At 68.6% G+C, this 24,957-nt stretch carries 25 protein-coding genes and 2 pseudogenes; 17 read left to right on the top strand and 10 right to left on the bottom strand.

The features are described 5' to 3' along the window. From atpE to HRC28_RS12050, 8 genes and pseudogenes are all read left to right on the top strand, one after another. On the top strand, nucleotides 1–213 hold the full coding sequence (atpE, locus tag HRC28_RS12015) for an ATP synthase F0 subunit C (RefSeq protein WP_056706247.1): 213 nt from the start codon (nucleotides 1–3) through the stop codon (nucleotides 211–213). Nucleotides 214–263: 50 nt separating this feature from the next. Beyond that, nucleotides 264–815: pseudogene (locus tag HRC28_RS25365) on the top strand (F0F1 ATP synthase subunit B); the annotation flags it as partial. A 308-nt stretch (nucleotides 816–1,123) separates the two neighbouring features. Continuing rightward, on the top strand, nucleotides 1,124–1,930 hold the full coding sequence (locus tag HRC28_RS12025; RefSeq protein ID WP_237111810.1) for a F0F1 ATP synthase subunit delta: 807 nt from the start codon (nucleotides 1,124–1,126) through the stop codon (nucleotides 1,928–1,930). A gap of 73 nt (nucleotides 1,931–2,003) precedes the next feature. Next, a complete protein-coding gene (gene atpA / locus HRC28_RS12030; RefSeq protein WP_182380297.1) occupies nucleotides 2,004–3,641 on the top strand; it encodes a F0F1 ATP synthase subunit alpha in 1,638 nt (545 codons plus the stop codon). Nucleotides 3,642–3,644: 3 nt separating this feature from the next. Continuing rightward, nucleotides 3,645–4,559 (top strand): F0F1 ATP synthase subunit gamma, encoded by a 915-nt coding sequence (locus HRC28_RS12035; protein ID WP_056706241.1) that lies wholly within the window; start codon nucleotides 3,645–3,647, stop codon nucleotides 4,557–4,559. Between the two features lie 42 nt (nucleotides 4,560–4,601). After that, on the top strand, nucleotides 4,602–6,056 hold the full coding sequence (atpD, locus tag HRC28_RS12040; RefSeq protein WP_182380298.1) for a F0F1 ATP synthase subunit beta: 1,455 nt from the start codon (nucleotides 4,602–4,604) through the stop codon (nucleotides 6,054–6,056). Nucleotides 6,057–6,058: 2 nt separating this feature from the next. Continuing rightward, nucleotides 6,059–6,466, top strand: coding sequence for a F0F1 ATP synthase subunit epsilon (locus HRC28_RS12045; RefSeq protein WP_182380299.1), 408 nt, complete (start codon nucleotides 6,059–6,061; stop codon nucleotides 6,464–6,466). A gap of 7 nt (nucleotides 6,467–6,473) precedes the next feature. Continuing rightward, nucleotides 6,474–6,917 (top strand): DUF2550 domain-containing protein, encoded by a 444-nt coding sequence (locus HRC28_RS12050; protein WP_182380300.1) that lies wholly within the window; start codon nucleotides 6,474–6,476, stop codon nucleotides 6,915–6,917. Here the strand turns inward: HRC28_RS12050 and HRC28_RS12055 are convergent, their stop codons facing one another. Beyond that, a complete protein-coding gene (locus HRC28_RS12055) occupies nucleotides 6,918–10,088 on the bottom strand; it encodes a DEAD/DEAH box helicase (RefSeq protein WP_182380301.1) in 3,171 nt (1,056 codons plus the stop codon). 54 nt (nucleotides 10,089–10,142) lie between these two features. Further along, nucleotides 10,143–10,721 (bottom strand): cob(I)yrinic acid a,c-diamide adenosyltransferase, encoded by a 579-nt coding sequence (locus HRC28_RS12060; RefSeq protein ID WP_182380302.1) that lies wholly within the window; start codon nucleotides 10,719–10,721, stop codon nucleotides 10,143–10,145. A gap of 139 nt (nucleotides 10,722–10,860) precedes the next feature. Between HRC28_RS12060 and HRC28_RS12065 the strand changes: the two genes are divergently transcribed. Beyond that, nucleotides 10,861–11,199: an STAS domain-containing protein gene (locus HRC28_RS12065; protein WP_182380303.1), complete on the top strand. Its 339-nt coding sequence runs from the start codon at nucleotides 10,861–10,863 to the stop codon at nucleotides 11,197–11,199. 117 nt (nucleotides 11,200–11,316) lie between these two features. Next, nucleotides 11,317–13,344 (top strand): protein meaA, encoded by a 2,028-nt coding sequence (locus tag HRC28_RS12070; RefSeq protein ID WP_202033413.1) that lies wholly within the window; start codon nucleotides 11,317–11,319, stop codon nucleotides 13,342–13,344. A gap of 13 nt (nucleotides 13,345–13,357) precedes the next feature. Here HRC28_RS12070 and HRC28_RS12075 read toward each other — a convergent pair whose 3' ends face one another. Both HRC28_RS12075 and HRC28_RS12080 read right to left on the bottom strand, forming a co-directional pair. Then, nucleotides 13,358–15,046: a hypothetical protein gene (locus HRC28_RS12075; protein ID WP_182380305.1), complete on the bottom strand. Its 1,689-nt coding sequence runs from the start codon at nucleotides 15,044–15,046 to the stop codon at nucleotides 13,358–13,360. 377 nt (nucleotides 15,047–15,423) lie between these two features. Further along, nucleotides 15,424–15,783, bottom strand: coding sequence for an ArsC/Spx/MgsR family protein (locus tag HRC28_RS12080; protein WP_237111811.1), 360 nt, complete (start codon nucleotides 15,781–15,783; stop codon nucleotides 15,424–15,426). A 94-nt stretch (nucleotides 15,784–15,877) separates the two neighbouring features. On the opposite strand from HRC28_RS12080, the gene HRC28_RS12085 reads away from it, so the two are divergent. Then, a complete protein-coding gene (locus HRC28_RS12085; protein ID WP_182380306.1) occupies nucleotides 15,878–16,069 on the top strand; it encodes a hypothetical protein in 192 nt (63 codons plus the stop codon). A gap of 19 nt (nucleotides 16,070–16,088) precedes the next feature. Further along, nucleotides 16,089–16,619: a ferritin gene (locus HRC28_RS12090; RefSeq protein WP_182380307.1), complete on the top strand. Its 531-nt coding sequence runs from the start codon at nucleotides 16,089–16,091 to the stop codon at nucleotides 16,617–16,619. Nucleotides 16,620–16,628: 9 nt separating this feature from the next. Here the strand turns inward: HRC28_RS12090 and HRC28_RS12095 are convergent, their stop codons facing one another. Both HRC28_RS12095 and HRC28_RS12100 read right to left on the bottom strand, forming a co-directional pair. Beyond that, complete coding sequence (locus HRC28_RS12095) at nucleotides 16,629–17,219, bottom strand: DUF952 domain-containing protein (protein ID WP_182380308.1); 591 nt, start codon at nucleotides 17,217–17,219, stop codon at nucleotides 16,629–16,631. Nucleotides 17,220–17,371: 152 nt separating this feature from the next. Next, nucleotides 17,372–17,710: a hypothetical protein gene (locus HRC28_RS12100; protein ID WP_182380309.1), complete on the bottom strand. Its 339-nt coding sequence runs from the start codon at nucleotides 17,708–17,710 to the stop codon at nucleotides 17,372–17,374. 117 nt (nucleotides 17,711–17,827) lie between these two features. On the opposite strand from HRC28_RS12100, the gene HRC28_RS12105 reads away from it, so the two are divergent. Further along, nucleotides 17,828–18,271 carry a pentapeptide repeat-containing protein gene (locus HRC28_RS12105; RefSeq protein ID WP_237111812.1) on the top strand — a complete coding sequence of 148 codons (444 nt, stop codon included), beginning with the start codon at nucleotides 17,828–17,830 and terminating at the stop codon, nucleotides 18,269–18,271. A gap of 155 nt (nucleotides 18,272–18,426) precedes the next feature. Here the strand turns inward: HRC28_RS12105 and nucS are convergent, their stop codons facing one another. Further along, complete coding sequence (gene nucS / locus HRC28_RS12110; RefSeq protein ID WP_182380310.1) at nucleotides 18,427–19,125, bottom strand: endonuclease NucS; 699 nt, start codon at nucleotides 19,123–19,125, stop codon at nucleotides 18,427–18,429. A 25-nt stretch (nucleotides 19,126–19,150) separates the two neighbouring features. Between nucS and HRC28_RS12115 the strand changes: the two genes are divergently transcribed. The 3 genes from HRC28_RS12115 (at nucleotide 19,151) to HRC28_RS12125 (ending at nucleotide 21,523) form a co-directional block, all read left to right on the top strand. Beyond that, nucleotides 19,151–19,465 carry a DUF167 domain-containing protein gene (locus tag HRC28_RS12115; protein ID WP_202033319.1) on the top strand — a complete coding sequence of 105 codons (315 nt, stop codon included), beginning with the start codon at nucleotides 19,151–19,153 and terminating at the stop codon, nucleotides 19,463–19,465. A 93-nt stretch (nucleotides 19,466–19,558) separates the two neighbouring features. Continuing rightward, nucleotides 19,559–20,731, top strand: a complete 1,173-nt coding sequence (locus HRC28_RS12120) for a 3-hydroxyacyl-CoA dehydrogenase NAD-binding domain-containing protein (protein ID WP_182380311.1) — start codon at nucleotides 19,559–19,561, stop codon at nucleotides 20,729–20,731. A gap of 9 nt (nucleotides 20,732–20,740) precedes the next feature. Further along, a complete protein-coding gene (locus HRC28_RS12125) occupies nucleotides 20,741–21,523 on the top strand; it encodes an alpha/beta fold hydrolase (RefSeq protein ID WP_182380312.1) in 783 nt (260 codons plus the stop codon). Between the two features lie 10 nt (nucleotides 21,524–21,533). On the opposite strand, the gene HRC28_RS12130 is transcribed toward HRC28_RS12125, so the two are convergent. Continuing rightward, nucleotides 21,534–22,694, bottom strand: coding sequence for an endonuclease (locus HRC28_RS12130; RefSeq protein ID WP_202033321.1), 1,161 nt, complete (start codon nucleotides 22,692–22,694; stop codon nucleotides 21,534–21,536). A gap of 78 nt (nucleotides 22,695–22,772) precedes the next feature. Then, the gene (locus tag HRC28_RS12135; RefSeq protein WP_182380313.1) at nucleotides 22,773–23,315 is read right to left on the bottom strand and encodes a CGNR zinc finger domain-containing protein; all 543 of its coding nucleotides are present in this window, start codon (nucleotides 23,313–23,315) and stop codon (nucleotides 22,773–22,775) included. Between the two features lie 38 nt (nucleotides 23,316–23,353). Here HRC28_RS12135 and HRC28_RS12140 point away from each other — a divergent pair, with 38 nt between their 5' ends. Further along, the gene (locus HRC28_RS12140) at nucleotides 23,354–24,445 is read left to right on the top strand and encodes an EamA family transporter (RefSeq protein WP_182380314.1); all 1,092 of its coding nucleotides are present in this window, start codon (nucleotides 23,354–23,356) and stop codon (nucleotides 24,443–24,445) included. Here HRC28_RS12140 and HRC28_RS25750 read toward each other — a convergent pair. Next, nucleotides 24,377–24,925, bottom strand: a pseudogene (locus HRC28_RS25750) (DUF6629 family protein); the annotation flags it as partial. The gene HRC28_RS12140 and the pseudogene HRC28_RS25750 overlap by 69 nt on opposite strands. Nucleotides 24,926–24,957: the final 32 nt, after the last annotated feature.

Consider the following 24,957-nt stretch of genomic DNA (forward strand, 5'->3'; position numbering starts at 1 on the left):
ATGGGCGGCTCGCTCAACATGATCGGCTATGGCCTCGCGGCCATCGGCCCGGGTATCGCCATCGGTCTCATCTTCGCCGCGTACATCAACGGTGTTGCGCGTCAGCCGGAGGCCCAGAGCCGCCTGCAGTCGATCGCGATCCTCGGCTTCGCGCTCGCTGAGGCGCTTGCCATTATCGGCATCGCGCTCGCCTTCGTCCTCACCGGCAAGTAATCCGCCGGTAGACGGCGTCCGCCCTTTACTCGATCGACAAGGTCAGGTCCATGAAGTCACTGTTGATCCTCGCCTCCACGGGTGAGGAGGAGGCACACAATCCGCTCATCCCCGAGCCGATTGAGATCGTCCTCGCCCTCGTGGTGTTCGCGATCCTCTTCTTTGCCATCAAGAAGTTCGTTGTTCCGAACTTCGAGAAGACGTTCGCCGAGCGCACGCAGGCAATCGAGGGCGGCATCGAAGCTGCTGCGAGCAAGCAGGCTGAGGCGGACGCCAAGCTTGCCGAGCTCGAGAAGCAGCTGGCGGACGCCCGTCACGAAGCAGCCCGTATCCGCGAGGAAGCTCGCGAGCAGGGTGCCCAGATCGTGGCCGAGATGCGGGAGTCGGCCCAGGCCGAGTCGACCCGCATCCTCGACCACGGCAAGGCGCAGATCGAGGCCGAGCGCCAGCAGGCGGTCACCTCGCTCCGTGCCGAGGTCGGCACCCTGGCGACCGGCCTCGCCGGCCGCATCGTCGGTGAGTCGCTGGAGGACGACGAGCGTCAGTCTCGCGTCATCGAGCGCTTCCTCGCCGAGCTCGAGACGGCCGACCCGGTCGCCGCAGTGACTCAGGCCGCTCCGGCTGCCAAGTCCGCTGCACCCGAGGCACCGGCCGGCTTCGCCGACGTCGAGCAGCCGCTGCTGGCCGACGACGCCGAGGAGCGCTCGTTCGCCGGTGCCGTCAAGGCTCCGGCCGACGGCAGCCAGCCCGAGGGCTACACCGTCAAGGGCAACGCCGCCTCGATGCTGTACCACCTCCCCGGTGGCCGTTGGTACGACGGCACCGAGGCCGAGTACTGGTTCGCCACGGAGGAAGAGGCGATCGCTGCCGGCTTCACCAAGGCGGGAACGCGGAAGAAGGACGACAACTGATGGTGTCCTTCCGTGGAGCGTCTGCCGAGGCGATGGCCGCCGTCACCGAGCAGTTCGGTGCGGTGTCCGAGGCGTCGGCCGCTCAGGTGGCCGGCGACCTGTTCGCTGCGGCCAAGGCGTTCCGCACCGAGGGTTCGCTTCGCCGGTTCGCCACCGACCAGTCGGTGGCGCCCGAGGCTCGTGTCGGTCTGGTGGACAGCCTGTTCGCCGGCAAGGTCGACGCCGCTGCGCTGGGTCTGGTTGCGACGGCCGTTGGTCGTCGCTGGACCAAGACGCGTGACCTGGCCGATGCCCTCGAGCAGGTCGGCGTCATCGCGTCGGTCCGCTCGACCGGTGCGCAGGGTGCAAAGCTCGTTGACGAGCTCTTCGCCGTGCGTCAGCTGGTCAACGGCAACCCCGGCCTGCGCGACGCACTGTCGGACCGTGTCCGGTCGGTCGCTGACCGCGCCGGTCTCGTCGAGTCGCTGATCGGCGGCAAGACGCTCCCCGCAACGGTGCAGCTGGTCCGCCAGGCGCTGTCGGGCTCGTACCGCAACGTGGGCCTGGCCCTCGAGGACTACGAGAAGACCGCGGCCGACGTCAACGGTCAGGGAGTGGCGACCGTTCGTGTCGCCCGCGCCCTGTCCGCCCAGGACGAGGCCCGCCTCGCCACGGCACTGTCGCGCCAGTACGGCCGCACTGTGCACCTCAACATCGTGGTCGACCCCGAGGTCGTCGGCGGTGTCCGGGTCGAGATCGGCGACGACGTGATCGACGGGACGGTTTCCTCCCGCCTCGATGACGCTCGCCGCAAGATCGCCGGCTGAACCACCGCTCCACCACGCTTGACCACACATCACCACAGACTTCACAGCAGCCAGAAGAGAGAAGGCACCTGAGATGACGGAACTCTCCATCCGTCCGGACGAGATCCGCGACGCCCTCGCGAAGTACGTCGCGGACTACAAGCCTGCGGCCGCCAGCAAGGAAGAGGTCGGCACCGTCGCCTCCGCCGGTGACGGCATCGCGCGTGTCGCCGGCCTCCCTTCGGCCATGGCCAACGAGCTCCTCGAGTTCGCGGACGGCACGCTCGGCCTCGCGTTGAACCTCGAAGAGCGCGAGATCGGTGTCGTCATCCTGGGTGACTTCGACAAGATCGAAGAGGGCCAGCCGGTCCGTCGTACGGGCGAGGTCCTCTCGGTCCCCGTCGGCGACAACTACCTCGGTCGCGTCGTCGACCCGCTCGGCACCCCGATCGACGGCCTCGGCGAGATCGCGACGACCAAGCGTCGTGCGCTCGAGCTGCAGGCTCCCGGCGTCATGGCCCGCAAGTCGGTCCACGAGCCCCTCGCCACCGGCATCAAGGCCATCGACTCGATGACCCCGATCGGCCGTGGCCAGCGTCAGCTGATCATCGGTGACCGCGCGACCGGCAAGACCACGATCGCGATCGACACGATCATCAACCAGAAGCAGAACTGGGAGACGGGCGACCCGTCGAAGCAGGTTCGCTGCATCTACGTCGCCATCGGCCAGAAGGGCTCGACGATCGCTGCGGTCCGCGGCGCCCTCGAAGAGGCTGGCGCGCTGGAGTACACCACGATCGTGGCGTCCCCGGCCTCCGACAGCGCGGGCTTCAAGTACCTCGCTCCGTACACCGGCTCGGCCATCGGCCAGGAGTGGATGTACGAGGGCAAGCACGTCCTCATCGTGTTCGATGACCTCACCAAGCAGGCCGAGGCCTACCGTGCCGTGTCGCTGCTGCTGCGTCGCCCGCCGGGCCGCGAGGCGTACCCGGGTGACGTCTTCTACCTGCACTCCCGCCTGCTCGAGCGTTGCGCGAAGCTCTCCGACGAGCTCGGCGCGGGCTCGATGACCGGTCTGCCGATCATCGAGACGAAGGCCAACGACGTCTCGGCGTTCATCCCGACCAACGTCATCTCGATCACCGACGGCCAGATCTTCTTGCAGTCGGACCTGTTCGCGGCCAACCAGCGCCCGGCCATCGACGTCGGTATCTCCGTCTCCCGAGTGGGTGGCGCGGCGATGACCAAGGCGATGAAGGCTGTCACCGGTTCGCTCAAGGTCGACCTGGCGCAGTTCCGCGCCATGGAGGCGTTCGCGATGTTCGCCTCGGACCTCGACGCGGCGTCGAAGCAGCAGCTGGCCCGTGGTCAGCGCCTGATGGCGCTCCTCAAGCAGCCGGCGTACTCGCCGTACCCGCTCGAGGAGATGACCGTTTCGCTGTGGCTCGGCACCTCCGGTCGCCTGGACAAGGTGCCCACGGGTGACGTCCTCCGCTTCGAGCGCGAGTTCATCGACTACCTGCGTCGCTCGCACGAGGGCCTGCTCTCGGCGATCCGCGAGTCGCAGAAGTTCGAGGACGAGGGCGGCGTCGTTGCGGCGTACGACTCCTTCCTCGACCAGTTCGAGACCTCCGACGGTGGCTCCATCAAGGTCGGGCACGAGCCCGAAGCTGGCGCCCTGGCCGACGACGAGCTCGAGCAGGAAAAGATCGTCAAGCAGAAGCGGGGCTGACACATGGCCGTATCGCTGCGTGAGTACCGCGCGCGGATCAAGTCGACCGAGTCGATGAAGAAGATCACGCGCGCCATGGAGCTCATTGCTGCGTCCCGGATCATCAAGGCGCAGCAGAAGGCCGCGGCGGCAGCGCCGTACGCCCGTGAGCTGACCCGCGCCGTGTCGGCGGTCGCGACGTTCTCGAACGTCGACCACCCGCTGACGCGCGAGCAGGAGAACCCCAAGCGGGCTGCGGTGCTCATCATCACGAGCGACCGCGGTCTGGCCGGTGCCTACTCCTCGAGCGTGCTCAAGGAATCGGAGCGGCTCAGCGAGCGGCTCCGCGCCGAGGGCAAGGAGATCGACTACTTCCTTGCCGGTCGCAAGGCGGAGGCGTACTTCAAGTTCCGCAGCCGCGCGTTCGTGGAATCCTGGACCGGTTTCTCCGACCAGCCCACCTACGACAAGGCCGCCGAGATCGGCAGTGCGCTGATCACGGCGTTCCTCAAGGAGCAGGGCGAGGACGGTGACGTGGACGAGGTCCACGTCGTCTACACCCGGTTCCGCTCGATGCTCACCCAGGAGCCGACGGCCGTTCGGCTGCTGCCCCTGGAGGTCATCGAGGGCACGGACGCTCCGGATGCCGACGAACTGCTCCCGCTCTACGAGTTCGAGCCGTCCGCTGCGCAGGTCCTGGACGGGCTGCTTCCGCAGTACGTGCAGAGCCGGATCTTCTACAGCCTGCTCCAGTCCGCGGCCTCCGAGCTCGCTGCCCGTCAGAAGGCAATGAAGTCGGCCACGGACAATGCCGAAGAACTCATCAAGAAGTTCACCCGGATCGCCAACCAGGCGCGCCAGGCCGGCATCACCCAGGAGATCAGCGAGATCGTTGGTGGCGTGAATGCGCTCGCCGACGCTCAGGCTGCCAACGACTGACCCCACCAGACCAAACATCTTTTCGGATCAACGGAGTAAGACATGACTGCAACGGTTGAAGAGACCACCGCCAGCGGTGCGGCCTCGGTGGGTCGGATCGCACGGGTCATTGGCCCGGTTGTCGACGCTGAATTCCCCGTCGACAACATGCCCGAGATCTACAACAAGCTCGAGGTCACGGTCACGCTCGACGGTGTCACCTCGGTGCTGCCCCTCGAGGTGTCCATGCACATCGGCGACGGCATGGTGCGCGCCGTCTCCCTCAAGCCGACCGACGGCCTGGTCCGCGGCCAGGCCGTGACCGACACCGGTGGCCCGATCACCGTTCCCGTCGGTGACGTGACCCTGGGTCGCGTGTTCAACACGACCGGCGACATCCTCAACCTCGAAGAGGGCGAGACCGCCGAGATCACCGAGCGCTGGGGCATCCACCGCAAGGCTCCGGCCTTCGACCAGCTCGAGTCCAAGACGCAGATGTTCGAGACCGGCATCAAGGTCATCGATCTGCTCGCCCCGTACGTCACCGGCGGCAAGATCGGTCTGTTCGGTGGTGCCGGTGTCGGCAAGACCGTTCTGATCCAGGAAATGATCGCCCGTGTGGCCAAGAACCACGCCGGTGTGTCGGTGTTCGCCGGTGTCGGCGAGCGCACCCGTGAGGGCAACGACCTCATCGTCGAGATGCAGGAGGCCGGCGTCTTCGACAAGGTCGCCCTGGTCTTCGGTCAGATGGACGAGCCGCCGGGCACGCGTCTTCGCGTCGCGCTGTCGGCCCTGACGATGGCGGAGTACTTCCGCGACGTGCAGAAGCAGGACGTGCTGCTCTTCATCGACAACATCTTCCGCTTCACGCAGGCCGGTTCCGAGGTCTCCACGCTGCTCGGCCGCATGCCGTCCGCCGTGGGTTACCAGCCGAACCTTGCCGACGAGATGGGCACGCTCCAGGAGCGGATCACCTCGACGCGTGGTCACTCGATCACCTCGATGCAGGCGATCTACGTCCCCGCGGACGACTACACCGACCCCGCGCCGGCCGCGACCTTCGCGCACCTCGACGCGACGACCGAGCTGTCCCGTGACATCGCGTCGCAGGGCATCTACCCGGCCGTTGACCCGCTGACCTCGACCTCGCGGATCCTCGACCCGCAGTACATCGGTCAGGCGCACTACGACTGCGCGATCCGCATCAAGCAGATCCTGCAGCGCAACAAGGAACTCCAGGACATCATCGCCATCCTCGGTGTCGACGAGCTGTCCGAAGAGGACCGCGTCATCGTGTCCCGCGCCCGTCGTATCCAGCGCTTCCTGTCGCAGAACACCTACGTTGCCAAGCAGTTCACCGGCATCGAGGGCTCGACCGTGACGATCGGCGACACCATCGACGCGTTCAACAAGATCGCTGACGGCGACTACGACCACGTTGCCGAGCAGGCCTTCTTCATGTGCGGCGGTCTGGACGACGTCGAGCGCAACTGGGCCGAGATCCAGAAGAGCCTCTGATCATGGCTGAGTCCACAGTCGGGCACCTGCACGTCGAGCTCGTCGCCGCCGACCGGACCGTGTGGTCCGGCGAGGCGTCGATGATCATCGCGCGCACGCTCGAGGGCGACATCGGTGTGCTGCGGGGCCACGCGCCCACGCTGTCGCTGCTGTCGGCGTCGGTGGTCGAAATCCAGGTCGCCGGCACCGATGACCTGATGGTCGTCGCTGTCGACGGCGGGTTCCTCTCGGTTGCCAACGACCGTGTCTCGATCCTGGCTGAGCGGGTCGAGCGGGCCGAGGAGATCCACCTGGACCAGGCCCGGATCGAGCTCGAGGAGGCGCAGCGCCTGCTCAACTCGAACAATGAGGCCGAGCAGCGGGTGCGTCACGCCGAGGCGCGCATCCGCGCTGCAGAGAAGGTTTCGTAGTACGCAGATGGCTTGGTGGGAGCTGCTCCTCGACATCTCGGGTGGTCTGCTGCTCCTTTGCGTGCTGTACGGCGCCGGACTCATCGTCCGGCGCCGTCTTCTTTCCCGGCACGGGGGCACCTTCGAGCTGAGCCACCGGTACCGCACCGACGTCCCCGAGCGGGGCTGGGTGCTGGGTCTGGGTCGCTATTCCGGCGAGACCCTCGAGTGGTTCCGTGTCTTCACGCTGTCCCCGCGACCGAAGCGGTCCTGGAACCGTGACGACCTGTCGTACGACGGCCAGCGCACACCGCTCGGCGCCGAGCAGGCGTCGTTGTACCCCGACCACCTCGTGATCGGCTGTCAGTCCTCCGACGGTTTGGTGGAGCTGGCGATGAGCATCTCTTCGCTCACCGGCTTCCAGGCGTGGCTCGAGGCCATGCCGCCCGGAACGGACTGGAACCGGCGGTAGTCAGTCGAAGAGGCTGCGAATGTCGTCGGCCCCGATGGACGTACTCATGGCGCCGTCGCCGTCGATGACCTGGGCAAACAGGTCGGCCTTGCGGGCCTTGAGCTCCATCACCTTCTCCTCGATCGTGTCGTTGGCGACCAGCCGGTAGACGTGGACGTGGCGGGTCTGGCCGATCCGGTGTGCGCGGTCGACGGCCTGGGCCTCGGCGGCGGGGTTCCACCACGGGTCGAGAACGAACACGTAGTCGGCCTCAGTGAGGGTGAGGCCGACGCCGCCCGCCTTGAGCGAGATCAGGAAGACCGGCGCGGCGCCCGAGCGGAAGTCCTCGATGACGGCGCCGCGGTCGCGGGTGCGGCCGTCGAGGTAGGTCGCGGCGATGCCGGCGTCGTCGAGGCGCGAGCGGACGCGCGTGAGGAACGAGGTGAACTGACTGAACACCAGGGCACGGTGGCCCTCGGCGGTCAGTTCGAGCAGATGGTCCACGAGGACGTCGAGCTTCGCCGAGCCGACCTCCTCGTGCTCCACGTCGACCAGGGCGGGGTCGAGGGCGAGTTGGCGCAAGGTGGTCAGCGCACTGAAGATCGCGACCCGGTTGCGGTCGAAGTCGTCGACCAGGCCGAGGATGCGCTGCCGCTCCCTGGCCAGGTGGGTGTCGTAGATCTTGCGGTGCTTCGCCTCGAGGTCGACCGCGAGGATCTGCTCCTGCTTCGGGGGCAGGTCGGCTGCGACCAGTTCCTTGGTGCGCCGCAACAGGAAGGGCTTGATCCGCGCCCGGAACCGGTCGAGGACGGCCTTGTCGCCGTTGCGCTCCACCGGTCGAGCGACCTTGTCGGCGAACTGGCGCGGCCACGGGTAGAGCCCGGGCACCGTGATCGACAGCAGTGACCACAGCTCCATCAGGCGGTTCTCGAACGGTGTTCCCGTGACGGCCAGCTTGAACGGCGCGTCGATGGTGCGGACGGCGGAGTAGGTCTTGCTCTGGTGGTTCTTGACCTGTTGCGCCTCGTCGAGGATCAGCCCGGACCAGGCGACGTCGCTGTAGTGCGTGTGGCCGAGCCGCAGCAGCGTGTAGGTCGTCACCACGATGTCGTGGTCGCGGGCAATCGCCGCGATGTCGTCGGTACGACGTCCGACCACGCCGACGCGCAGGCCGGGCGCGTGGCGGGCGACCTCGCTGGCCCATGCCGTCACGACGCTGGTCGGAGCGACGACCAGGAACGGGCCCTCGTCAGGACGCTCGGCTCGGGCATGGGTGATCAGCGCCAGGACCTGGAGGGTCTTTCCGAGGCCCATGTCGTCGGCGAGGATGCCGCCGAGGCCGTGCTGCCACAGGAACGCCAGCCACCAGAAGCCTTCGCGCTGATAGCTGCGCAGGTCGGTGACGAGTCCCTGCGGTTCGGGCTGGGGGATGTCGGTCAGGTCCCGCAGTGCCTGGGCCCGTTCGACCCACGCCGCGACCTGGCTGTCGACGATGCCGGCCTCGGCGAGCTGCGCCCACAGGCCGAGGTCGTGGTGGCCGATGCCGATGTGGTCGCCGTCGCGTTCACGGAGTTCGGCCGCGGCCTCGACCACTTCCCGTAGCCGGTCGAACTCCGGGCGGTCGGCGGTCACGTAGAGCCCGCTCGGCAGCACGAGGAACTCCTGGCCGAGGGTCAGTGCCGCCAGCACGTCGGGCAGTGGGATCGGTTCACCGTCGACCTTCACCGTGACGGCGAGGTTGAACCAGTCGGTCGCGGCGGCGTCACGTTCGGGCTCGGCGAGCACGAACTGGATGTCCGGGGCGAGGTCGGTCTCGCGGAAGTCGGGACGCTCCTCCTCGATCACCTCGACGTCCGGGATCGTGCGCAGGTGGGGGAGTTCGTGGATGGCGAGCGCCAGCGCTTCCCCGTCGGTGGCGCTGGACCGTGCCAACAGGTCGCGGGGCACGGTGTCGAGCAGCGCACGCTCGGCGGCGCGATCGCGGACCCCGCCGAGGGGGTCGGTGCTGGTGACCGGGCAGGCCCGGTCGGCGCCGTACCGCCACGTCCACGCGAGGCCGGCCTTCGTGGCCGTGTGCCAGGTGACGGTCAGGACGAGCGTGGGTCGCAGCGGCTCGGGCAGGTCGACCGAGGCGTCGTCGGCACGCACCGGCAGGTGCCGCATCAGCCCGGGCAAGGAGTCGCGGAAGTCCGCCAGGTCGGAAGGCGGTACGACGATGGGCGGGCCGTCGAGCAGGTGGCGCAGGGCTGCCGGGACAGGGGCGGTGGTCGCCGCAATGACCAGGCTCCCGGCGTCGTTCAGACCCACCACGGAAGCGGGATTGCCGATGGCGATCACGGACTCGCCGCGCCAGGTCTGGTCGCCCAGGGTGACGGCAGCGCGCAGCGAGGTGCCGCCCTGCACGTCGGTCAGTTCGGCGACCACCTCGGCCGGGTCGTCGGCGATCACGATGTCGCGCAGCGGGCGGGCAGCGATCAGGGTGACGCCGGCGTCGCGGGCGTTGCGCAGCGCGCGCACGACGTGCTCGCCGAACTCGTCGAGCGACGGCGCGACTCCGGCGTAGTAGTAGGCGCGGTGACCGGCCCACAGCGCGTGCAGTGCGGAGATCGCGTCGGACTGCGCCTTCGGGAAGCCCTGTGCGACCCCGCCGAGGCCGACGTCGCTCCAGTCGGCGCCCGTCTTGATCCACGGCTTGTTCTTGCCCTGCCGCATCGGGCGGACCCGCAGCGTCGGTCCCACCGAGCGGTAGTGGCTGCGCGGCTCCTCGAGGCTGATCTCCAGGGCCAGCGGCACCTCGTCGTGGGGCCGTGGCTGGTTGCGGTCGAGCTCGGCGACCAGCCGCTCCAGCGAGCGCCGCCACGCCGCCTCGCCCGCCGGTTGGGTGAAGGTCTGCCGCAGGGTCAGGGCGAGGGCGGCGCCGTGCTTGCAGGGCGTGGGGACCGGGCAGGTGCAGACGGTGAACAGCCAGCCGGCGTAGGTGTCCGTGGGCGCCTCGGCATGCAGTTGCACCTGGTAGGGGACCTCTCGCGTGCCCTGCACCTCGGCGGTCGCGGTCACCGATCCCGCCGTCAGCAGCCCGATCTCGGGACGTCGTACGAAACCAGCGGCGACGACGTCCTGGGCGCGCTCCAGCGTCCCGGCGTCGAAGTGACGGGCCAGGAAGGTGTCGGAGAGCTGAGCAAGGACGTTCACGGCCCTCCATCGTTCCACGGGGCAGGGACAGGCGTGGATTCCCTGCACAGGCGGTTACTCGCCGCGTTCGCCCCCGGGGACCCACAGCACGTCGCCGTCGGTGCGGTTCGCGTAGCGGGCCAGGATGAACACCAGGTCGGACAAGCGGTTGAGGTAGGTGATCGCCAGCTTGTTCATCACCTCGCCGTGCACCTCGTACGCCGCCCAGGCGCCGCGCTCGGCCCGACGGATGACGGTGCGGGCGACGTGCAGGTGCGCCGCGCCGGGCGTACCGCCGTTGAGGATGAAGGACCGCAGGTTCGGCAACTGGTCGTTGTAGTGGTCGCACCAGCCCTCGAGCCGGTCGACGTACTCCTGCTCGATCCGCAGGGGCGGGTACTCCGGGTTGGCCACGACGGGCGTGCACAGGTCGGCACCCACGTCGAACAGGTCGTTCTGGACGCGGGTGAGCAGTTTGACCACGTCGTCCTCGAGTCCACCGGTCGCGATCGCGACGCCGATGAGGGCGTTCGCCTCGTCGACATCGGCGTACGACGCGAGCCGCAGGTCGGTCTTCGTGGTCAGGCTCATGTCCCCGAGACGGGTCTCTCCGGCGTCGCCGGTGCGGGTGTAGATGCGCGTGAGATTGACCATGGTCCGGAGCGTAGTACCGACACGCGAAGAAAATTTCCGGCGGCCGGGTGCAACCGATCACACCTCTCGGGCGTCATGGTGGGTAACAGGGACGCGAAGGCGGCCCGCTCTCGGGAGGGTCACCATGCAGGAGAACCAGATGGGAACGTGTGTCGACATCCGCGTCGACTACGGCGCGGACGGGCCAGTGCTCGTCCTCGGCGGCGACCTCGACGTGCGCAGCACCGGTGCCGTGCGCGCGGCGGTCTACGAACACCTCCAGTCGGTCGCGGTCGGCAGCCGCGTCGTCGTGGACATCAGTCAGGTCCGTTCGGTCGATGCCACGGCGCTCAAGATGCTCGCCGTGGCCAGCCGCTGGTCCCATCGGTACGGCGCCCGCGTGGTGTTGCGCGGTGCCTGCCCCGCCGTACGCCGGATGCTGCACCTGACCCACCTGATCCGGGTCATCGAGCTCGAGCGGGAGCCGATTCCTGCCTGATCAGGGTCCGGTTCCGTTCACGCGCAGGCGGAACGGAGTGTGGCGTTGTGCACAACCCCACACTGGTCAGGCGTTACTTCGCGGTAGCAATCGCCTTACGCTTCGCTCATGAGCTCCATGCCTGACGCTGCTGCCACGCCCGACAAGGCCTCGCACGCCAAGGATCGCCCTTGGGTGATGCGGACCTACGCCGGCCACTCGACGGCCGAGGCGTCCAACGCCCTGTACCGCGGCAACCTGGCCAAGGGCCAGACCGGCCTGTCGGTCGCGTTCGACCTCCCGACCCAGACCGGCTACGACCCCGACTCGATCATGTCGCGCGGCGAGGTCGGCAAGGTCGGCGTACCCGTCCCGCACCTCGGCGAGATGCGCAAGCTCTTCAAGGACATCCCGCTCACGGGGATGAACACGTCGATGACGATCAACGCCGTCGCGATGTGGATGCTCGCGATGTACCAGGTGGCCGCCGAGGAGCAGAACCCCGGCGTGGACCCCGCCGAGGTCGCCAAGCAGCTCGCCGGCACGACCCAGAACGACATCATCAAGGAGTACCTCTCGCGCGGGACCTACGTGTTCCCGCCCGAGCACTCCCTGCGGCTGATCGCCGACATGATCGCCTACACGGTCCACCAGATCCCGAACTGGAACCCGATCAACGTCTGCAGCTACCACCTGCAGGAGGCGGGCGCGACGCCCGTGCAGGAGATCTCCTACGCCATGTGTACGGCGATCGCCGTGCTCGACCAGGTGAAGGCCTCCGGCCAGGTGTCCGACGACGACTTCGAGAAGGTCGTCGGCCGGATCTCCTTCTTCGTCAATGCGGGCGTCCGCTTCGTCGAGGAGACGTGCAAGATGCGCGCCTTCAATGTGCTGTGGGACGAGATCACTCGCGAGCGGTACGGCGTCCAGGACCCGAAGATGCGCCGCTTCCGCTATGGCGTGCAGGTCAACAGCCTGGGTCTGACCGAGGCGCAGCCCGAGAACAACGTCCAGCGGATCGTGCTGGAGATGCTCGGCGTCACGCTCAGCAAGAACGCCCGCGCTCGTGCGCTCCAGCTTCCTGCGTGGAACGAGGCGCTGGGTCTGCCGCGGCCGTGGGACCAGCAGTGGTCGCTGCGGCTGCAGCAGGTGCTGGCCTTCGAGTCCGACCTGCTGGAGTACGAGGACATCTTCGACGGCAGCCACGTCATCGAGGCCAAGGTCGCCGAACTGGTGGCCGGCGCGAAGGCCGAGATGGACCGGGTACAGGCGATGGGCGGCGCGATCGCTGCCGTTGAATCCGGCTACATGAAGTCCGAGCTCGTCTCCGCGCACGCTGCGCGGCGTGGTCGGATCGAGGCCGGCGAGGAGATCATCGTCGGCGTCAACAAGTACGAGACCACCGAGGCGTCGCCCCTGACCGCCAACCTCGACGACGCGATCATGGCCGCCGACCCCCAGGCCGAGGCATCGGCCCTGGCGTCGATGAAGGCCTGGAAGGAACAGCGCGACGAGGCAGAGGTTGCCGCGGCGCTGCAGGCCCTGGCCGAGGCTGCCAAGACCGACGAGAACCTGATGGCCGTGACCCTGCGCGCGGTCCGCGCCGGTGCGACCACGGGGGAGTGGGCCGGCACCCTGCGCGAGGTGTTCGGCGAGTTCCGTGCGCCCACGGGCGTGGCCGGAGCTGTCGGCGTTGCCGAGGCCGGTGCCGAGCTGACCGCCGTACGCGACGCCGTGAAGGCGACCGGTGACGAGCTCGGCGGGCGTCTGCGCCTGCTGGTCGGCAAGCCCGGTCTCGACGGACACTCGAACGGTGCCGAGCAGGTCGCCGTCCGCGCCCGCGATGCCGGGTTCGAGGTCATCTACCAGGGCATCCGCCTCACTCCCGAGCAGATCGTGGCGGCTGCGGTCTCCGAGGACGTCCACTGCGTGGGCCTGTCGATCCTGTCCGGCTCGCACATGGAGCTGGTGCCCGCCGTACTCGACGGCCTGAAGGCCGCGGGCATGGGCGACGTGCCGGTCATCGTCGGCGGCATCATCCCGGAGTCTGACGGCAAGCGCCTCGAGGAACTGGGTGTCGCTGCTGTCTACACGCCCAAGGACTTCGGCCTGACCGAGATCATGGGCGGCATCGTCAACGTGATCCGCAAGGCCAACGGCCTCTGACGGAGACCAGCGGTCAGCGGCGCAGCATGACGCCACCGGCGAACGCGACGACGGATCCGACGACGACGAACGGCAGGCCGATCGGGACGCTGCTGGCCACCAGGACGCCGACGCCGCAGGCTGCCGCGACGATGGCGCCGGTCCGCACCAGGCGCCCGCCCCCGGTCAGGCCCAGCAGCATCAGGGCCGTGCTGAGGACGAGCAGTGCCAGCAGGGCGCCGGCCGCGGTGGTCATCACGGCGTCGGAGTTGGGCATCTGGCCCGCGTTCGCTTCGTCGGCGACCTGACGCACGGCGGACTCGATGGTGCTGCTGTCGAACTCGGGCGCCATCGCCCACAGGATGATTCCGGGCAGGATCACGCAGACCCCGAGGAGCACGGTGACCACCGCCCAGAGACGGCGGTTGTTCTCCGCGTGCTGGGTGAAGCTGGCCTCGGCCTCGATGCTGCCCGTGGCCGACGTCGCACGAACCTGCACCCGGCGCGACGCGGTCTCCCCGCCGGCGGGACGGGCGTGTTCGATCACCATCCCCGCACGGGCCGCCTGCCCGGGCGGGACCAGCAGGACGTCGGGCTGGAAGGCCAGCCGGGCCGTGCCGTACTCGTCTGCGCCGCTGAGCCGGACGTGGAGCGGTTCGGCGCCCCGCCGGTTGTCCACGTCGACCGTGAACTCGCCCTTGCGGCCCTTCGTGGCCAGATGTTCGGGGTGGACGTGGAGCGCTGCTGACGTGATGGGGTCGGGGCGGGACGAGAGTTCGAGCGTGCCCGTGGCTTCGGCCTCCTGGCCGTCGTCGCTGACAGCGGTGACCGAGAAGGCGCGGGACTCCGTTGCGCCGCGCGCGGGCAGCGAGGTCTCGAGGACGACGCGGACGTAGCCCAGGGTGCCCGCCTGGACGGCGACCCGGGTGTGGTCGAACTGGAACCGGACCTTCCCGCCCGGATCCCGGCCGCTGAGGTTGAACTTCACCAGTGCGCGGCCGCCACGGTTGTCGAGGACGACGTTGACGGCCGTCGTACCGGTGTCGACCAGCGCGGGCGCCGCCGGCTCGAGTCGCACCCGGACCGGCAGGCTGTCCGGTGGCGCAGCGGTGCTCTGCGCGACGGTGACCGCGACCGACACGGCGCCCTCGGGATCCGTCGCCGTGATCGTCAGTTGCCGGGAGATGTCCTTGCCCGGCGGCGGCGCCGGGGCCGAGAAACGGACGGTCGCCTCCGCCGTCCCGCCGGCGGGCAGGTCGATGGTCGACGGGATGAACCCGACGCGGACGACGTCCTCCGGGTCGCTGGCGCTGAGGACGTAGCGGCGGTCGAAGTTGGCTGCGCGGTTGTCGAGCTGCACGGTGAACGTGCCCTCGGCGACGTCGGCGAGGCGGACCACCTGGGGGTGGGCGCTGGCGAGGGCCTGCGGCCCTGCCCGCGGTACGACGACCTCGATCTCCAGCGGCGTGACCTGCGTCGGGTCGGTGGACGACCGGATCAGGATCGGCATCGTCACCCGTTGGGCGATGGCCGTCACGCCCGGCCGCACGGCAAGCGTGACCACGACGGTCCGCACGGTGGCCGGCAACAGGTTGCTCTCGCTGTGGACGAGGGTCAGCCAGGGCGGCGGATCCGCCAGGTGGATCACGTAGGCGTCGACGATGGTCGAATCGTTCTTGATCGACACCTCGAAGATCGCCGGAGCCTCCGGCGACACGATCACTTCGGTCTGTGTCAGTGACGCCGCTGGTGGCAGCACACGGTCGCGTCGGGGCGCGTCGACTGGTGGCCGGACCGGGGTGTCCGGTCGGGTCCCGGGCGGCGTGGGCGGGGGAGGCGGAGAACCGGGCCACCGCCCGACGGCGGCACCGGGATGCTGGTGGTGACGCTCCAGCCCAGGTACGTGTCGCAGACATGACAGAAGGCGGCCTCGCCGTTCTCCGGCGTGCCACATGTCCGGCAAACCCGTTCGGCCACCAGTCATCCCGTCGGTCAGGCCCGTTGTCCTACTGATCCTTCCCGCATCGTCCCACTCAGGGAACGGTCCATGGGGCAGAACTGTCCGCCCGACCGGGCAGGCCGCGCGCAGCGACCGTGGGATCAGCCCGCGTCGATGACCTTCGCGACCGACGCGGGGTCGCGCCCCACGACCGTCGTACCGTCGGTGGCGGTGATGATCGGTCGCTGGATGAGCTTCGGTTCGGCGTTCATCAGGGTCACCCACTCCGCGCGGTGCGCGGCGTCGCGGGCCGGGAGGGTGACGCCGAGCCGGGAGGCGTCGGCGGTGCGGGCGATGTCCCACGGCTCCAGGCCGAGGCGGGTGAGCACGTCCTCGAGCTCGGCGACTGTGGGCGGGTCGTCGAGGTAGCGGCGCACGACGTACTCCACGCCCGACGCCTGCAACTCGCTCTCGGCGGTGCGGCACTTCGAGCACGACGGGTTCAGCCAGATCTCGATCACCGCCGCACCCTAGCGTCGGACATGTCCTGCGACACACCGTGACGCCGGTCACGTTGGTTAGGTCTGCCTAGCCTCAATCGCTTACCCTTTTTCCGTGGGCAACAAGAAGGGGAAGCTGAAGCTCCCCAAGACCAAGTGCTGCGTTTCGAAGTCGAAGTGCGGCCGCTGCCCCCTGCGCATGCTCAAGGAAGGCACGCTGCCCTCCGGCTACACCGTCAAGAAGCGCGTCCTGGTGCGCGCGGACGGCAAGAAGGTCACGAAGAAGGGCCTGCAGAAGGCCGCGTGAGGTTCGCTAGGGTTGTCGCATGGCTGCCCCTCGATTCACCGACCAGCTCAACGCCCAGATCGGCAATGAGTTCGCCGCGCACAACCAGTACCTCGCGTGCGCCGTCTACTACGACTCGCTGACGATGCCCCAGCTGGCGGCGTTCTTCTACGCCCAGGCGCTCGAGGAGCGCGAGCACGCGATGATGATGGTGCAGTACCTGCTGGACACCGATGCGGACGTCGCCATTCCTGGCGTCGACGCCCCGGTCTCCGTGTTCGACGACATCACGGCTCCGATCCAGCTCGCCCTCGCGCAGGAGAAGAAGGTGACCGAGCAGATCTACGGCCTGCTCCGGATCGCGCGTGACGAGAGCGACTTCGCGTCTGAACAGTTCATGCAGTGGTTCATCAAGGAGCAGGTCGAGGAGGTCGCCACCATGAACGACCTGCTCGCCGTCGTGAGCCGCAGCAAGGACGACATCAACGCGATCGAGCAGTGGGTCGCTCGCGAGCAGGGTGGCGGCGCCACGGACCCGACCGCGCCGCCTGCGGCCGGTGGCGCTGCCTGATCCTGGCGGTCAGGCCAGCGTCGGCTTGGCGTGGCGGCGGCGGTAGAGCACCACGGCGATGACGCCGCCGGCGGCGACCCCGGCGAGCCCGCCGATCCAGCCTCCGAGGAGACCGCCGATCGTGCCGAGCGCCAGGACGATGCAGAGCATCGCCATGTTGAAGAACATCTCGCGGAAGTAGATCCGCGAGAAGCTCTCGGTCGGCTGCGCCGACGTCGTCGGTACGACGGCCGCCGCTGCCGCTGCCGCGACAGGTGCGGCCGCGGGCGCCTCGGCCGCTGCGCTCAGCGGGATCGCCTTGACCACGGCCGTCGCGGACAGCCGCCCGTAGATGTGCGGGAACGTCTCACTTCCACCTGGCACAGCCGGCTCCTCGACCACGGGCACGTCGAGCAGGTCGGTGTCGATCTGCAGCAGCACCAGCGGCTCGCTCACGTCGCCGTAGAAGCGCTCCCGCACGGCCGTCCACTGATCGGCCCGGCTGGCGTGGATGAAGCCCTCCTCCGCCAGCGTCCGGCCCAGCGTGGACGTCGTGTACGCACCCGACTCCTGGGCAGCCGCCCAGTCCGAGGCGAGCGCGAGGTGGAAGATCGTGGCCATCGTCGTACTCCCGAGGTCAGTGGTCGGACGTAGCGCGGCAGATCGGCAACGCTGTCAACAATCGCGCACATGCGCGGTTGTGACGTCAGATCCTGCCAGTTCGGCGACCACAACCGTGCACAAGTGCGATCTTGCGCAGGTCGTGGAACAACTCAGGCCGCGCCGCGTTGGTGGTCCAGAGCGTCGATCACTTCTCCGACGCGCTCCACGACGGTCAGGAACCGATCGTGATCTCGTTGACCTCGAGTGCGTCGGTCGCCCGGAACGTCCCGCTCGGCCCGCGTCATCGCTCGCTTGAGCGCTTCTGATTCGCTGGCTGGGACGGTTGCGGACATCGCTGCCATGCCGTCGCGCGCTGGCCCGAACTCCAACCGCAGCATCACGCTGAACAGTACGGCGGCTGACTCGCCGAGGACAGTGATGCCTTCGAGCGACGCGAGATCGCAGTCGAACCTGTGTGGAGTGGGGGCGGCCTTCTTCGGAGACGACATTGGACTTCCTTCCCTTGGGTGTGGTCGACGTCGCCACGCTTGCAGTCGGGACCGACAAGGGTGGCCGTACAAGGCACATTGCGGGGAGAGGTGTGGAAAACCCATCGCGGGATCGACGTGGAGCGAGGGCAGACTGTCGCCATGACGCAATCGGCACGCGCCCGCTGGGCGGCGCTCTCGCGCGGAGTCGTGAGCAATGAGAGTTTCCCAGGCTCGGACCTCACCTCGGTCGTGGCGGGGGCAATGGTGTTCGAGCACGTCGACCTCAGCAGAGCCGACTTGCGGCTGGCAACCATGCGCGCGTTCTTCAAGATGTGCTCGTTCGCGGGCGCCAATCTTCGGGGCGCCAATCTACGTGGAGCGACCTTTGCTGGGTGCGACCTGACGGGCGCTGACCTGCGTGATGCTGATCTGAGAGACGCGCGGTTCTCGTACGTCAACACGGGATCTGACAACGGTCGCACGAACCTCACCGGCGTCCGGTTCGAGGGCGCGGACCTGGCGGGTGCCTCCTTCGATCGAGTGATCGGCTACGTGGCGTTGAACGATGAAGGCGCCTGACAGAGGCGGCCATTCGCTCGTGCCAAGTCTCCGGGACCGCGTCTCGACGACGACCTCGTTGTGCTGCTGCTGGAGACAAATGGCGTCGTGGGTGAGTTCGGGCTGGGTCTGATCTGGCCGATCGAGCGGATTGCGGCCGACAACATCTCGTCCGGTCAGAAGAGCCGGTCGGACGGGTCGTCCAGACCGCGGAGCGCGTCGTAGTCGACCACGGCGCACGTGATGCCGCGGTCCTCGGCCAGGACGCGCGCCTGCGGCTTGATCTCCTGGGCGGCGAAGATGCCGCGGACCGCACCCTTGCCGGTCAGCAGGGGATCGCGGTTGAGGAGTTCTAGGTAGCGGGTGAGCTGCTCGACGCCGTCGATGTCGCCGCGGCGCTTGATCTCGACCGCGACGCTCAGGCCGTCGACGTCGCGGCACATCAGGTCGACCGGTCCGATCGCGGTGGGGAACTCGCGTCGTACCAGCGTCAGGCCCTCGTGGAGGGTGCCCGGGTGGTCGGCGAGCATCTCCTGCAGGTGCTTCTCGACGCCGTCCTTCTGCAGACCGGGGTCGATGCCCAGGTCGTGGGAGGAGTCGTGGAGGAGTTCCTCGATCAGGATCCGCAGCGTGTCGGGCGTCGCGCCCTTGGCCGCCTTCGCGGTCACGGTCCATTCGATCTGGCCGTCGTCGGTCTTGCCCTCGCGCACCGTGCACGGCGGGGACATCCAGTTCAGCGGCTTGTAGGAGCCTCCGTCGGAGTGCACCAGCACCGAGCCGTCCGACTTGAGCATGAGCACCCGCGTCGCCATCGGCAGGTGTGCGCTCAAGCGTCCGGCGTAATCCACCTGGCAGCGTGCCACGACAAGTCTCACGGGCGATGAATCTACAGTCCGGGTTGTGGAGATCGAGCCCGACCGTCCGTGGTGGCGTCCCGAGTCGACGGATGGGGTCGGTAGTACGGCGACCTGGCTGCTCTCGGTGCGTGTGCAGCCCGGCGCCTCGCGCACCGACGTGGTCGGTCCAACGGGCGTCGATGGTGCCGAACTGAAGATCCGTCTCGCCTCGCCACCGGTCGACGGCCGGGCGAACGAGGAGTTGTTACGCTGGCTGGCCCGGGAGGTCGGCGTACCGAAGTCAGCAGTCACGCTGGTGCGGGGCCAGACGTCTCGCTCGAAGGTAGTGAGGATCGACCTGTCGGCTCGGCGGGGCTGACCTCGACCAGCGGACGTGTGATGTCCCTCTCGTTGTGTCCAGATTGTTACCGACGGGTAGTCACGGGCCCCTTCGACTGCGAGAATCCGGGCCATGACTTCGAGCGAGCAGATCTTCAACACGCTGGTGCTTCCGTACCTCAACCACGCGGTGCGCACCTACGAGTCGGGCTACGCCTCGGTGACCGACATCGACGCCGCGATGCGTTTCGGCTGCGGTTACCCCAAGGGCCCGCTGACCGTCGTCGACGAGATCGGCGCCGCCCAGGTCCGCGACCTGCTGGCCGCCCGCTTCGCCGAGACCGGCGACCACCTGCACCAGCCGGCCGACCTGCTGGAGAAGCTGGCCGCCGACGGCCGCACGTTCGCCGAGGAGGCCGCGGCCGCCGGTGAGAGCGCCACCCCGACCTTCAAGCACGACATCACCCGGGTCGGCGTCGTCGGCACCGGCACGATGGCCTCGGGCATCGTCCAGGTCTTCGCCCAGGCCGGGTGCGACGTCGTGTACGTCGGCCGCAGCCAGGACAAGCTCGACGGCGTCGTCGGCTACATCACCAAGAACCTCGACCGCGCCATCGCCAAGGGCAAGGGCACCGAGGACGACAAGGCGAACCTGCTGGGCCGCCTCACCGGCTCGACCGAGCGCGAGGCGCTGGGCGATGTCGACATCGTCGTCGAGGCCATCGCCGAGGACCTCGAGATCAAGCTCGAGCTGTTCCGCGACCTCGACAAGATCACCAAGCCGGGCGCGATCCTCGCGACGACGACCTCCTCGCTGCCGATCACGCAGCTGGGCGACGCGACGGGTCGTCCGCAGGACGTCATCGGCATGCACTTCTTCAACCCCGCACCGGTGATGAAGCTGGTCGAGATCATCACGACCTCCGCGACGTCCGCCGACGTCGACGAGACCGTTCGGGCGCTCACCGCCAACGTGGGCAAGGTCGGCGTCTCCGCCGGCGACCGTGCGGGCTTCATCGTGAACCTGCTGCTCTTCCCGTACCTCAACGACGCAGTGACGCTCAGCGAGTCGGGTGTCGAGCTGACGACCATCGACGCCGCGATCAAGGAGACCGCCGGTTTGCCGATGGGCCCGTTCGAGCTGCTCGACGTGGTCGGCAACGACGTGTCGCTGGCGATCCAGAAGGAACTCTTCACCGAGTTCGCCGAGCCGGGCTTCCAGCCGGCCAAGACGCTCGAGGCGAAGGTTGCCGCGGGTGACCTCGGCCGCAAGACCGGTGCGGGTTTCCACAACTACGCCAAGTAGCCTTCACGCGTGACGCTTCACCACACGGCTCTCGGCACGACCGGGAGCCGTGTGGTCTTTTTGCACGGGCTGTTCGGCCAGGGAAAGAACTGGACCCAGATCGCCAAGCAGGTCGCCGAGAAGCACCAGGTGCTGTTGGTCGACCTGCCGCACCACGGACGCTCCCCGTGGCCCGAGCGCTTCGACTTCGTCGAGGCGGCGGCCCAGGTCGCCGAGCTCTTGCCCGACGGTCCGGCGACGGTGGTGGGGCACTCGCTCGGAGGCAAGGTGGCCATGTTCCTCGCCCTCCTGCACCCGGAGCGCGTCGAGCGGCTCTGCGTCGCGGACATCTCGCCGGTCAACTACGAGGCGAGCCGTGAGTTCCCCGGCTACATCGCCGCGATGCAGGCGATGGACCTGTCCCAGGTGGTGCAGCGCTCCGACGCCGACCGTCTGCTCGAGCCGGCCGTGCCCGACACGACGGTGCGGTCCTTCCTGCTGCAGAACCTCCGCCGCGACCCGGCTGCGCCGGGCGGCTGGAGCTGGCAGATGAACCTCGAAGTGCTCGGGCGAGACCTCCCGGTCATCAGCGGCTGGCCCGAGGCGCAGCTGGCCGACCGGCCGCCGTACGGCGGACCGGTGCTGTGGCTGGCTGGCGGCCGCTCCGACTACGTGAAGCCCGAGTACGACGCCGCGATGGACCGCTGGTTCCCGCGCAACCGCAAGGTGACCATCAAGGACGCCGGCCACTGGCTGCACTCCGAGCGCCCCGAGATCTTCCTCGACGTGCTGCAGCGCTTCCTGGGCGACTGAGGGTCTCGACCTACCAGATCGCTTCGGCGTACTCGGGGTGGTCGATGAACGGGTTCCGGTTGCCCTGGTAGTCGGCGTAGATCTTGCCGTTGCGAGCCCGCTCGGCGGCCGTGACCGGGTCGGCGGCGTGCCAGGCGAGCAGGACGGAGATCTTGCCGAGGTACGGCGTCGTGCCGTTGATCAGGTTGTTCAACTCGAGGTCTGCAAAGCCGTCGCCGCCTTCGTAGCGGACGGCCATGTACATCAGGCCGCGGGCGACGTCGCCCTTGACCGAGTCGCGCGGCTCGAACGAGTCGGCGTCGGTGAAGCAGTCCGAGCACTGGGAGACGGCTGAGCCGCCGTTGTCGAAGTCCTTGTTGCCGCGGGTGGAGTTGACCGTCACGTCCTCGGGACGCAGGTGGTGCAGGTCGGTGCCGGGGCCGGACGCCGTACCGAAGTCGCCGTGGCTCTGCGGCCAGGTGTGTTCACGGTTCCAGTCGTCGGCGTTGCCCCCGTTGGTGGTCTTGGGGACCGAACGGCCGGAGTAGAACTCGATGACGTTGGCGGCGTTGTTCGGGTCGGCGTCGGTGACCTTCAGTGCTTCCCAGACCTGGGTGTACGTCAGGCGCGCGTTGCCGTCGATGATGCCGTAGAGCGCCGTCGCGAGCGCGGCGCCGGCCTTGCCTGCAGCGGGGTCGTAGTAGCCCGCCGGAATGCTCGGGTCGCCCGGGTCGGGATCGGGGTCCGGGTTGGTGCCGACGAGCGCGAACGCGCTGCTGCCGGTGAGGCCGGGGTGCGAGAAGTACGCCGCCAGGGTGCCGGTCACGTCGATCTGCTTGCCGAGCAGCGACGGGTTGGTCTTGAGCCCGAAGGACGCGCGGAACGCCGAGGGGATCTGGACGTAGAGCATCGACCCGGTCGAGGTGGTGCTGGGGGAGTCCGCCAGTGCGAGCGCGTAGTCGTTCGGGAAGTTGCTTCGGACGACGGTCGAGGTCGCGGTCGGCTGCCCGACGACGTACCCGCGAACGGTCGCCGTCGACGAGTTCTGGGTGGCGATGGCCTGCGCCACCGTGATCGGCGCGGCGGCCGACGCTGGTTGCGGCCGCGGCGCGACGAGGAGGAGCGAGGTGGCCAGGAGGATGAGGAGGAGGGCGCAGAGCGTTCGCCGACGCAGCCCGAGCATGCGTGTCATGTTCGGGATCCTGTCTCACCGGCGACGCCCTGAACAGCCCCTGGCGCCAGATGTCACACGCCCGTCATCGGGCGTTGGCTACTCGTCCGTCTCGGCCTGGCGGGCACGGTAGGCCGCCACGGCGTTGCGGTTGCCGCAGGTGACCGAGCAGAACCGCTTGGAACGGTTGCGGGACAGGTCGAGGACGACGCCCTCGCAGTCATCGTCGGCGCAGGTGCTGAAACGTGACATCTCGTCGGCCCGGACGACGTCGATCATCGCCATCGCGGTCTCGACCACGATCCGCTCGGCGAACGGCCGGTCCGGCCCGACGGCGTGCAGGTGCCAGTCGAGTCCGTCGTGGCGCTGGAGCTGGGGGAGCGCACTGGCCTCGAGCAACATCGCATTGAGAAGCACGACCGCGCGGTCGCGGTCGGCCGTCATCAGGGCCCGCAGCTGCGGTACGACGGCGCGCACCTCGTCCAGTTCGGCCTGGTCGCCGTCGTGGCGGCCGGTGTAGCCGTACTCGCCGAAGAAGTCGTCCAGCTCCGCGACGGTCGTCATCGTCGCGGGCTCGACGGCCGAGTTCACGAGGGCGACGGCCGCCTGCAGCGACCAGTTCGTGTCATGGGTGAAAACCACTTTGACAGGTTACCGCACCCAGCGTACGGTCATGAGTCATGACGACGTTGACCCGTGACATCGAGGCGGTTCCGGTGTCGCGCGCTGCACCCGGACTCCTGCTCGCGCTCACCTCGGCGGCTGCTTTCGGACTCTCGGGTGCGCTGGCCCGCCCGCTGCTCGACGCCGGGTGGACTGCAGGAGCCGTCGTCCTGATCCGGATCGCGATCGGTGCGGCCGTGGTGCTGCCCTTCGGCATCGTCGCGCTGCACGGCCGTTGGGGCGTGCTGCGGCGCAACGCCCTCACCGTGCTCCTCTACGGCACGCTGGCGGTCGCTGGAGCACAGTTCTGCTACTTCTCCGCCGTCCGCACGATGGAGGTCGGCCCGGCACTTCTCATCGAGTACACCGCGCCCGCGGCTGTCGTCGTCTGGATGTGGCTGATGCACGGCCAGCGTCCGGGCCGGATCACGGTGCTCGGCGCAGTCGTCGCTGCTGCCGGTCTGCTGCTCGTGCTCGACCTGTTCTCCGGAGCCGACTTCGACCTGGCCGGCGCGGCGTGGGCGCTCGCCGCGATGGTCGGCGCGGCGTCGTACTTCGTCATCTCGGCTGACGACCGCAGTGGCCTGCCGCCGATGGCACTGGCCGCTGGCGGTCTCGTCGTCGGTGGCACCTTCCTCGGCGTGCTCGCCCTGATCGGTGTGCTACCGGTCGACGCGGTCGATGCCCAGGTTGCCTATGCCGGCACGGAGGTCGGTGTTGTCGTACCCCTGGTCCTGCTCGGTCTCGTGACCGCCGCGCTCGCCTATGGCACCGGGATCGCGGCCAGTCGGCGCCTCGGCTCCCGCCTGGCGTCGTTCGTTGCGCTCAGCGAGGTCGTGTTGGCCGTCATCTGGGCCTGGGCCCTGTTGGGCGAGCTGCCGTCAGCGATCCAGTTCGTCGGCGGTGCGCTGATCCTGCTGGGCGTGATCGGGGTGAAGCTGGGGGAGCGGAGCGTTGCCGGCGGTGATCCCGCCGCGCAGGTGCAGGTTGATGAGCACGCTGGTGAACGCCGCCCACACGCACCACAGGGAGATCACGGCGTTCTGGTCCAGCCAGACCAGCGTCGCGACGACGACGAGGTTCCCCACCCCGAACCAGCGCAGCGCTGAGCCCCGGGCCGCGAGGCTCGGGGCACAGGTCGCGATGACGTAGGCGCTCAGCGTCACCACGGCAAACGGGTCACCAGGGGCGTAGGAGATGTGGTGGCCGTCGATGCGCCGCGCGACGTCCTCGAAACCCAGTGCGTGCAGGCCCAGGGCGCCGGCGAGCAACCCGAGCCCCATGAACAGCCGATCGAACACCGGGTGCAGCGTGGTCCCGAGCCGCAGGAACGCGAACGGCACGAGGATGGGTACGACGACCAGGGCGATCGCTGCGTAGACCCAGGCGGCGAGGTCACCGATCGTGTCGGAAACGTGCCCCTCGAGGTTCCACCAGACCAGCGTCTCGATGAGCTGGTGGACGCCGAAGACCATCGGCAGGGACGCCAACGCCACCTGGTCGCGGGTGCGGACCTGGCGCAGCGTGTTGACACCGATCCCGGTGATCACGAGACCGGCTGCCAGATCCATCTCTGCGGAGAAACACATGCGGTTGGTCCCCTCGCGTTAGGTGGTGCCGG

The organism is Nocardioides sp. WS12 (assembly GCF_014108865.1).
Classification (GTDB): Bacteria; Actinomycetota; Actinomycetes; order Propionibacteriales; family Nocardioidaceae; genus Nocardioides.

Excerpts from the sequence above, each read along its gene's own strand:
- HRC28_RS12095 (WP_182380308.1), bottom strand. The coding sequence starts at position 17,219 with ATGGCCACGATCTTCCACCTCGCGCTCGCCTCGGACTGGGCGGCTGCC.
- HRC28_RS12140 (WP_182380314.1), top strand. The coding sequence starts at position 23,354 with ATGACGACGTTGACCCGTGACATCGAGGCGGTTCCGGTGTCGCGCGCT.
- HRC28_RS12120 (WP_182380311.1), top strand. The coding sequence starts at position 19,559 with ATGACTTCGAGCGAGCAGATCTTCAACACGCTGGTGCTTCCGTACCTC.
- HRC28_RS12065 (WP_182380303.1), top strand. The coding sequence starts at position 10,861 with ATGGGAACGTGTGTCGACATCCGCGTCGACTACGGCGCGGACGGGCCA.
- HRC28_RS12060 (WP_182380302.1), bottom strand. The coding sequence starts at position 10,721 with ATGGTCAATCTCACGCGCATCTACACCCGCACCGGCGACGCCGGAGAG.
- HRC28_RS12045 (WP_182380299.1), top strand. The coding sequence starts at position 6,059 with ATGGCTGAGTCCACAGTCGGGCACCTGCACGTCGAGCTCGTCGCCGCC.
- HRC28_RS12035 (WP_056706241.1), top strand. The coding sequence starts at position 3,645 with ATGGCCGTATCGCTGCGTGAGTACCGCGCGCGGATCAAGTCGACCGAG.
- atpA (WP_182380297.1), top strand. The coding sequence starts at position 2,004 with ATGACGGAACTCTCCATCCGTCCGGACGAGATCCGCGACGCCCTCGCG.
- HRC28_RS12050 (WP_182380300.1), top strand. The coding sequence starts at position 6,474 with ATGGCTTGGTGGGAGCTGCTCCTCGACATCTCGGGTGGTCTGCTGCTC.
- atpD (WP_182380298.1), top strand. The coding sequence starts at position 4,602 with ATGACTGCAACGGTTGAAGAGACCACCGCCAGCGGTGCGGCCTCGGTG.
- HRC28_RS12025 (WP_237111810.1), top strand. The coding sequence starts at position 1,124 with ATGGTGTCCTTCCGTGGAGCGTCTGCCGAGGCGATGGCCGCCGTCACC.
- HRC28_RS12070 (WP_202033413.1), top strand. The coding sequence starts at position 11,317 with ATGCCTGACGCTGCTGCCACGCCCGACAAGGCCTCGCACGCCAAGGAT.
- HRC28_RS12130 (WP_202033321.1), bottom strand. The coding sequence starts at position 22,694 with ATGACACGCATGCTCGGGCTGCGTCGGCGAACGCTCTGCGCCCTCCTC.
- atpE (WP_056706247.1), top strand. The coding sequence starts at position 1 with ATGGGCGGCTCGCTCAACATGATCGGCTATGGCCTCGCGGCCATCGGC.
- HRC28_RS12090 (WP_182380307.1), top strand. The coding sequence starts at position 16,089 with ATGGCTGCCCCTCGATTCACCGACCAGCTCAACGCCCAGATCGGCAAT.
- HRC28_RS12100 (WP_182380309.1), bottom strand. The coding sequence starts at position 17,710 with ATGTCGTCTCCGAAGAAGGCCGCCCCCACTCCACACAGGTTCGACTGC.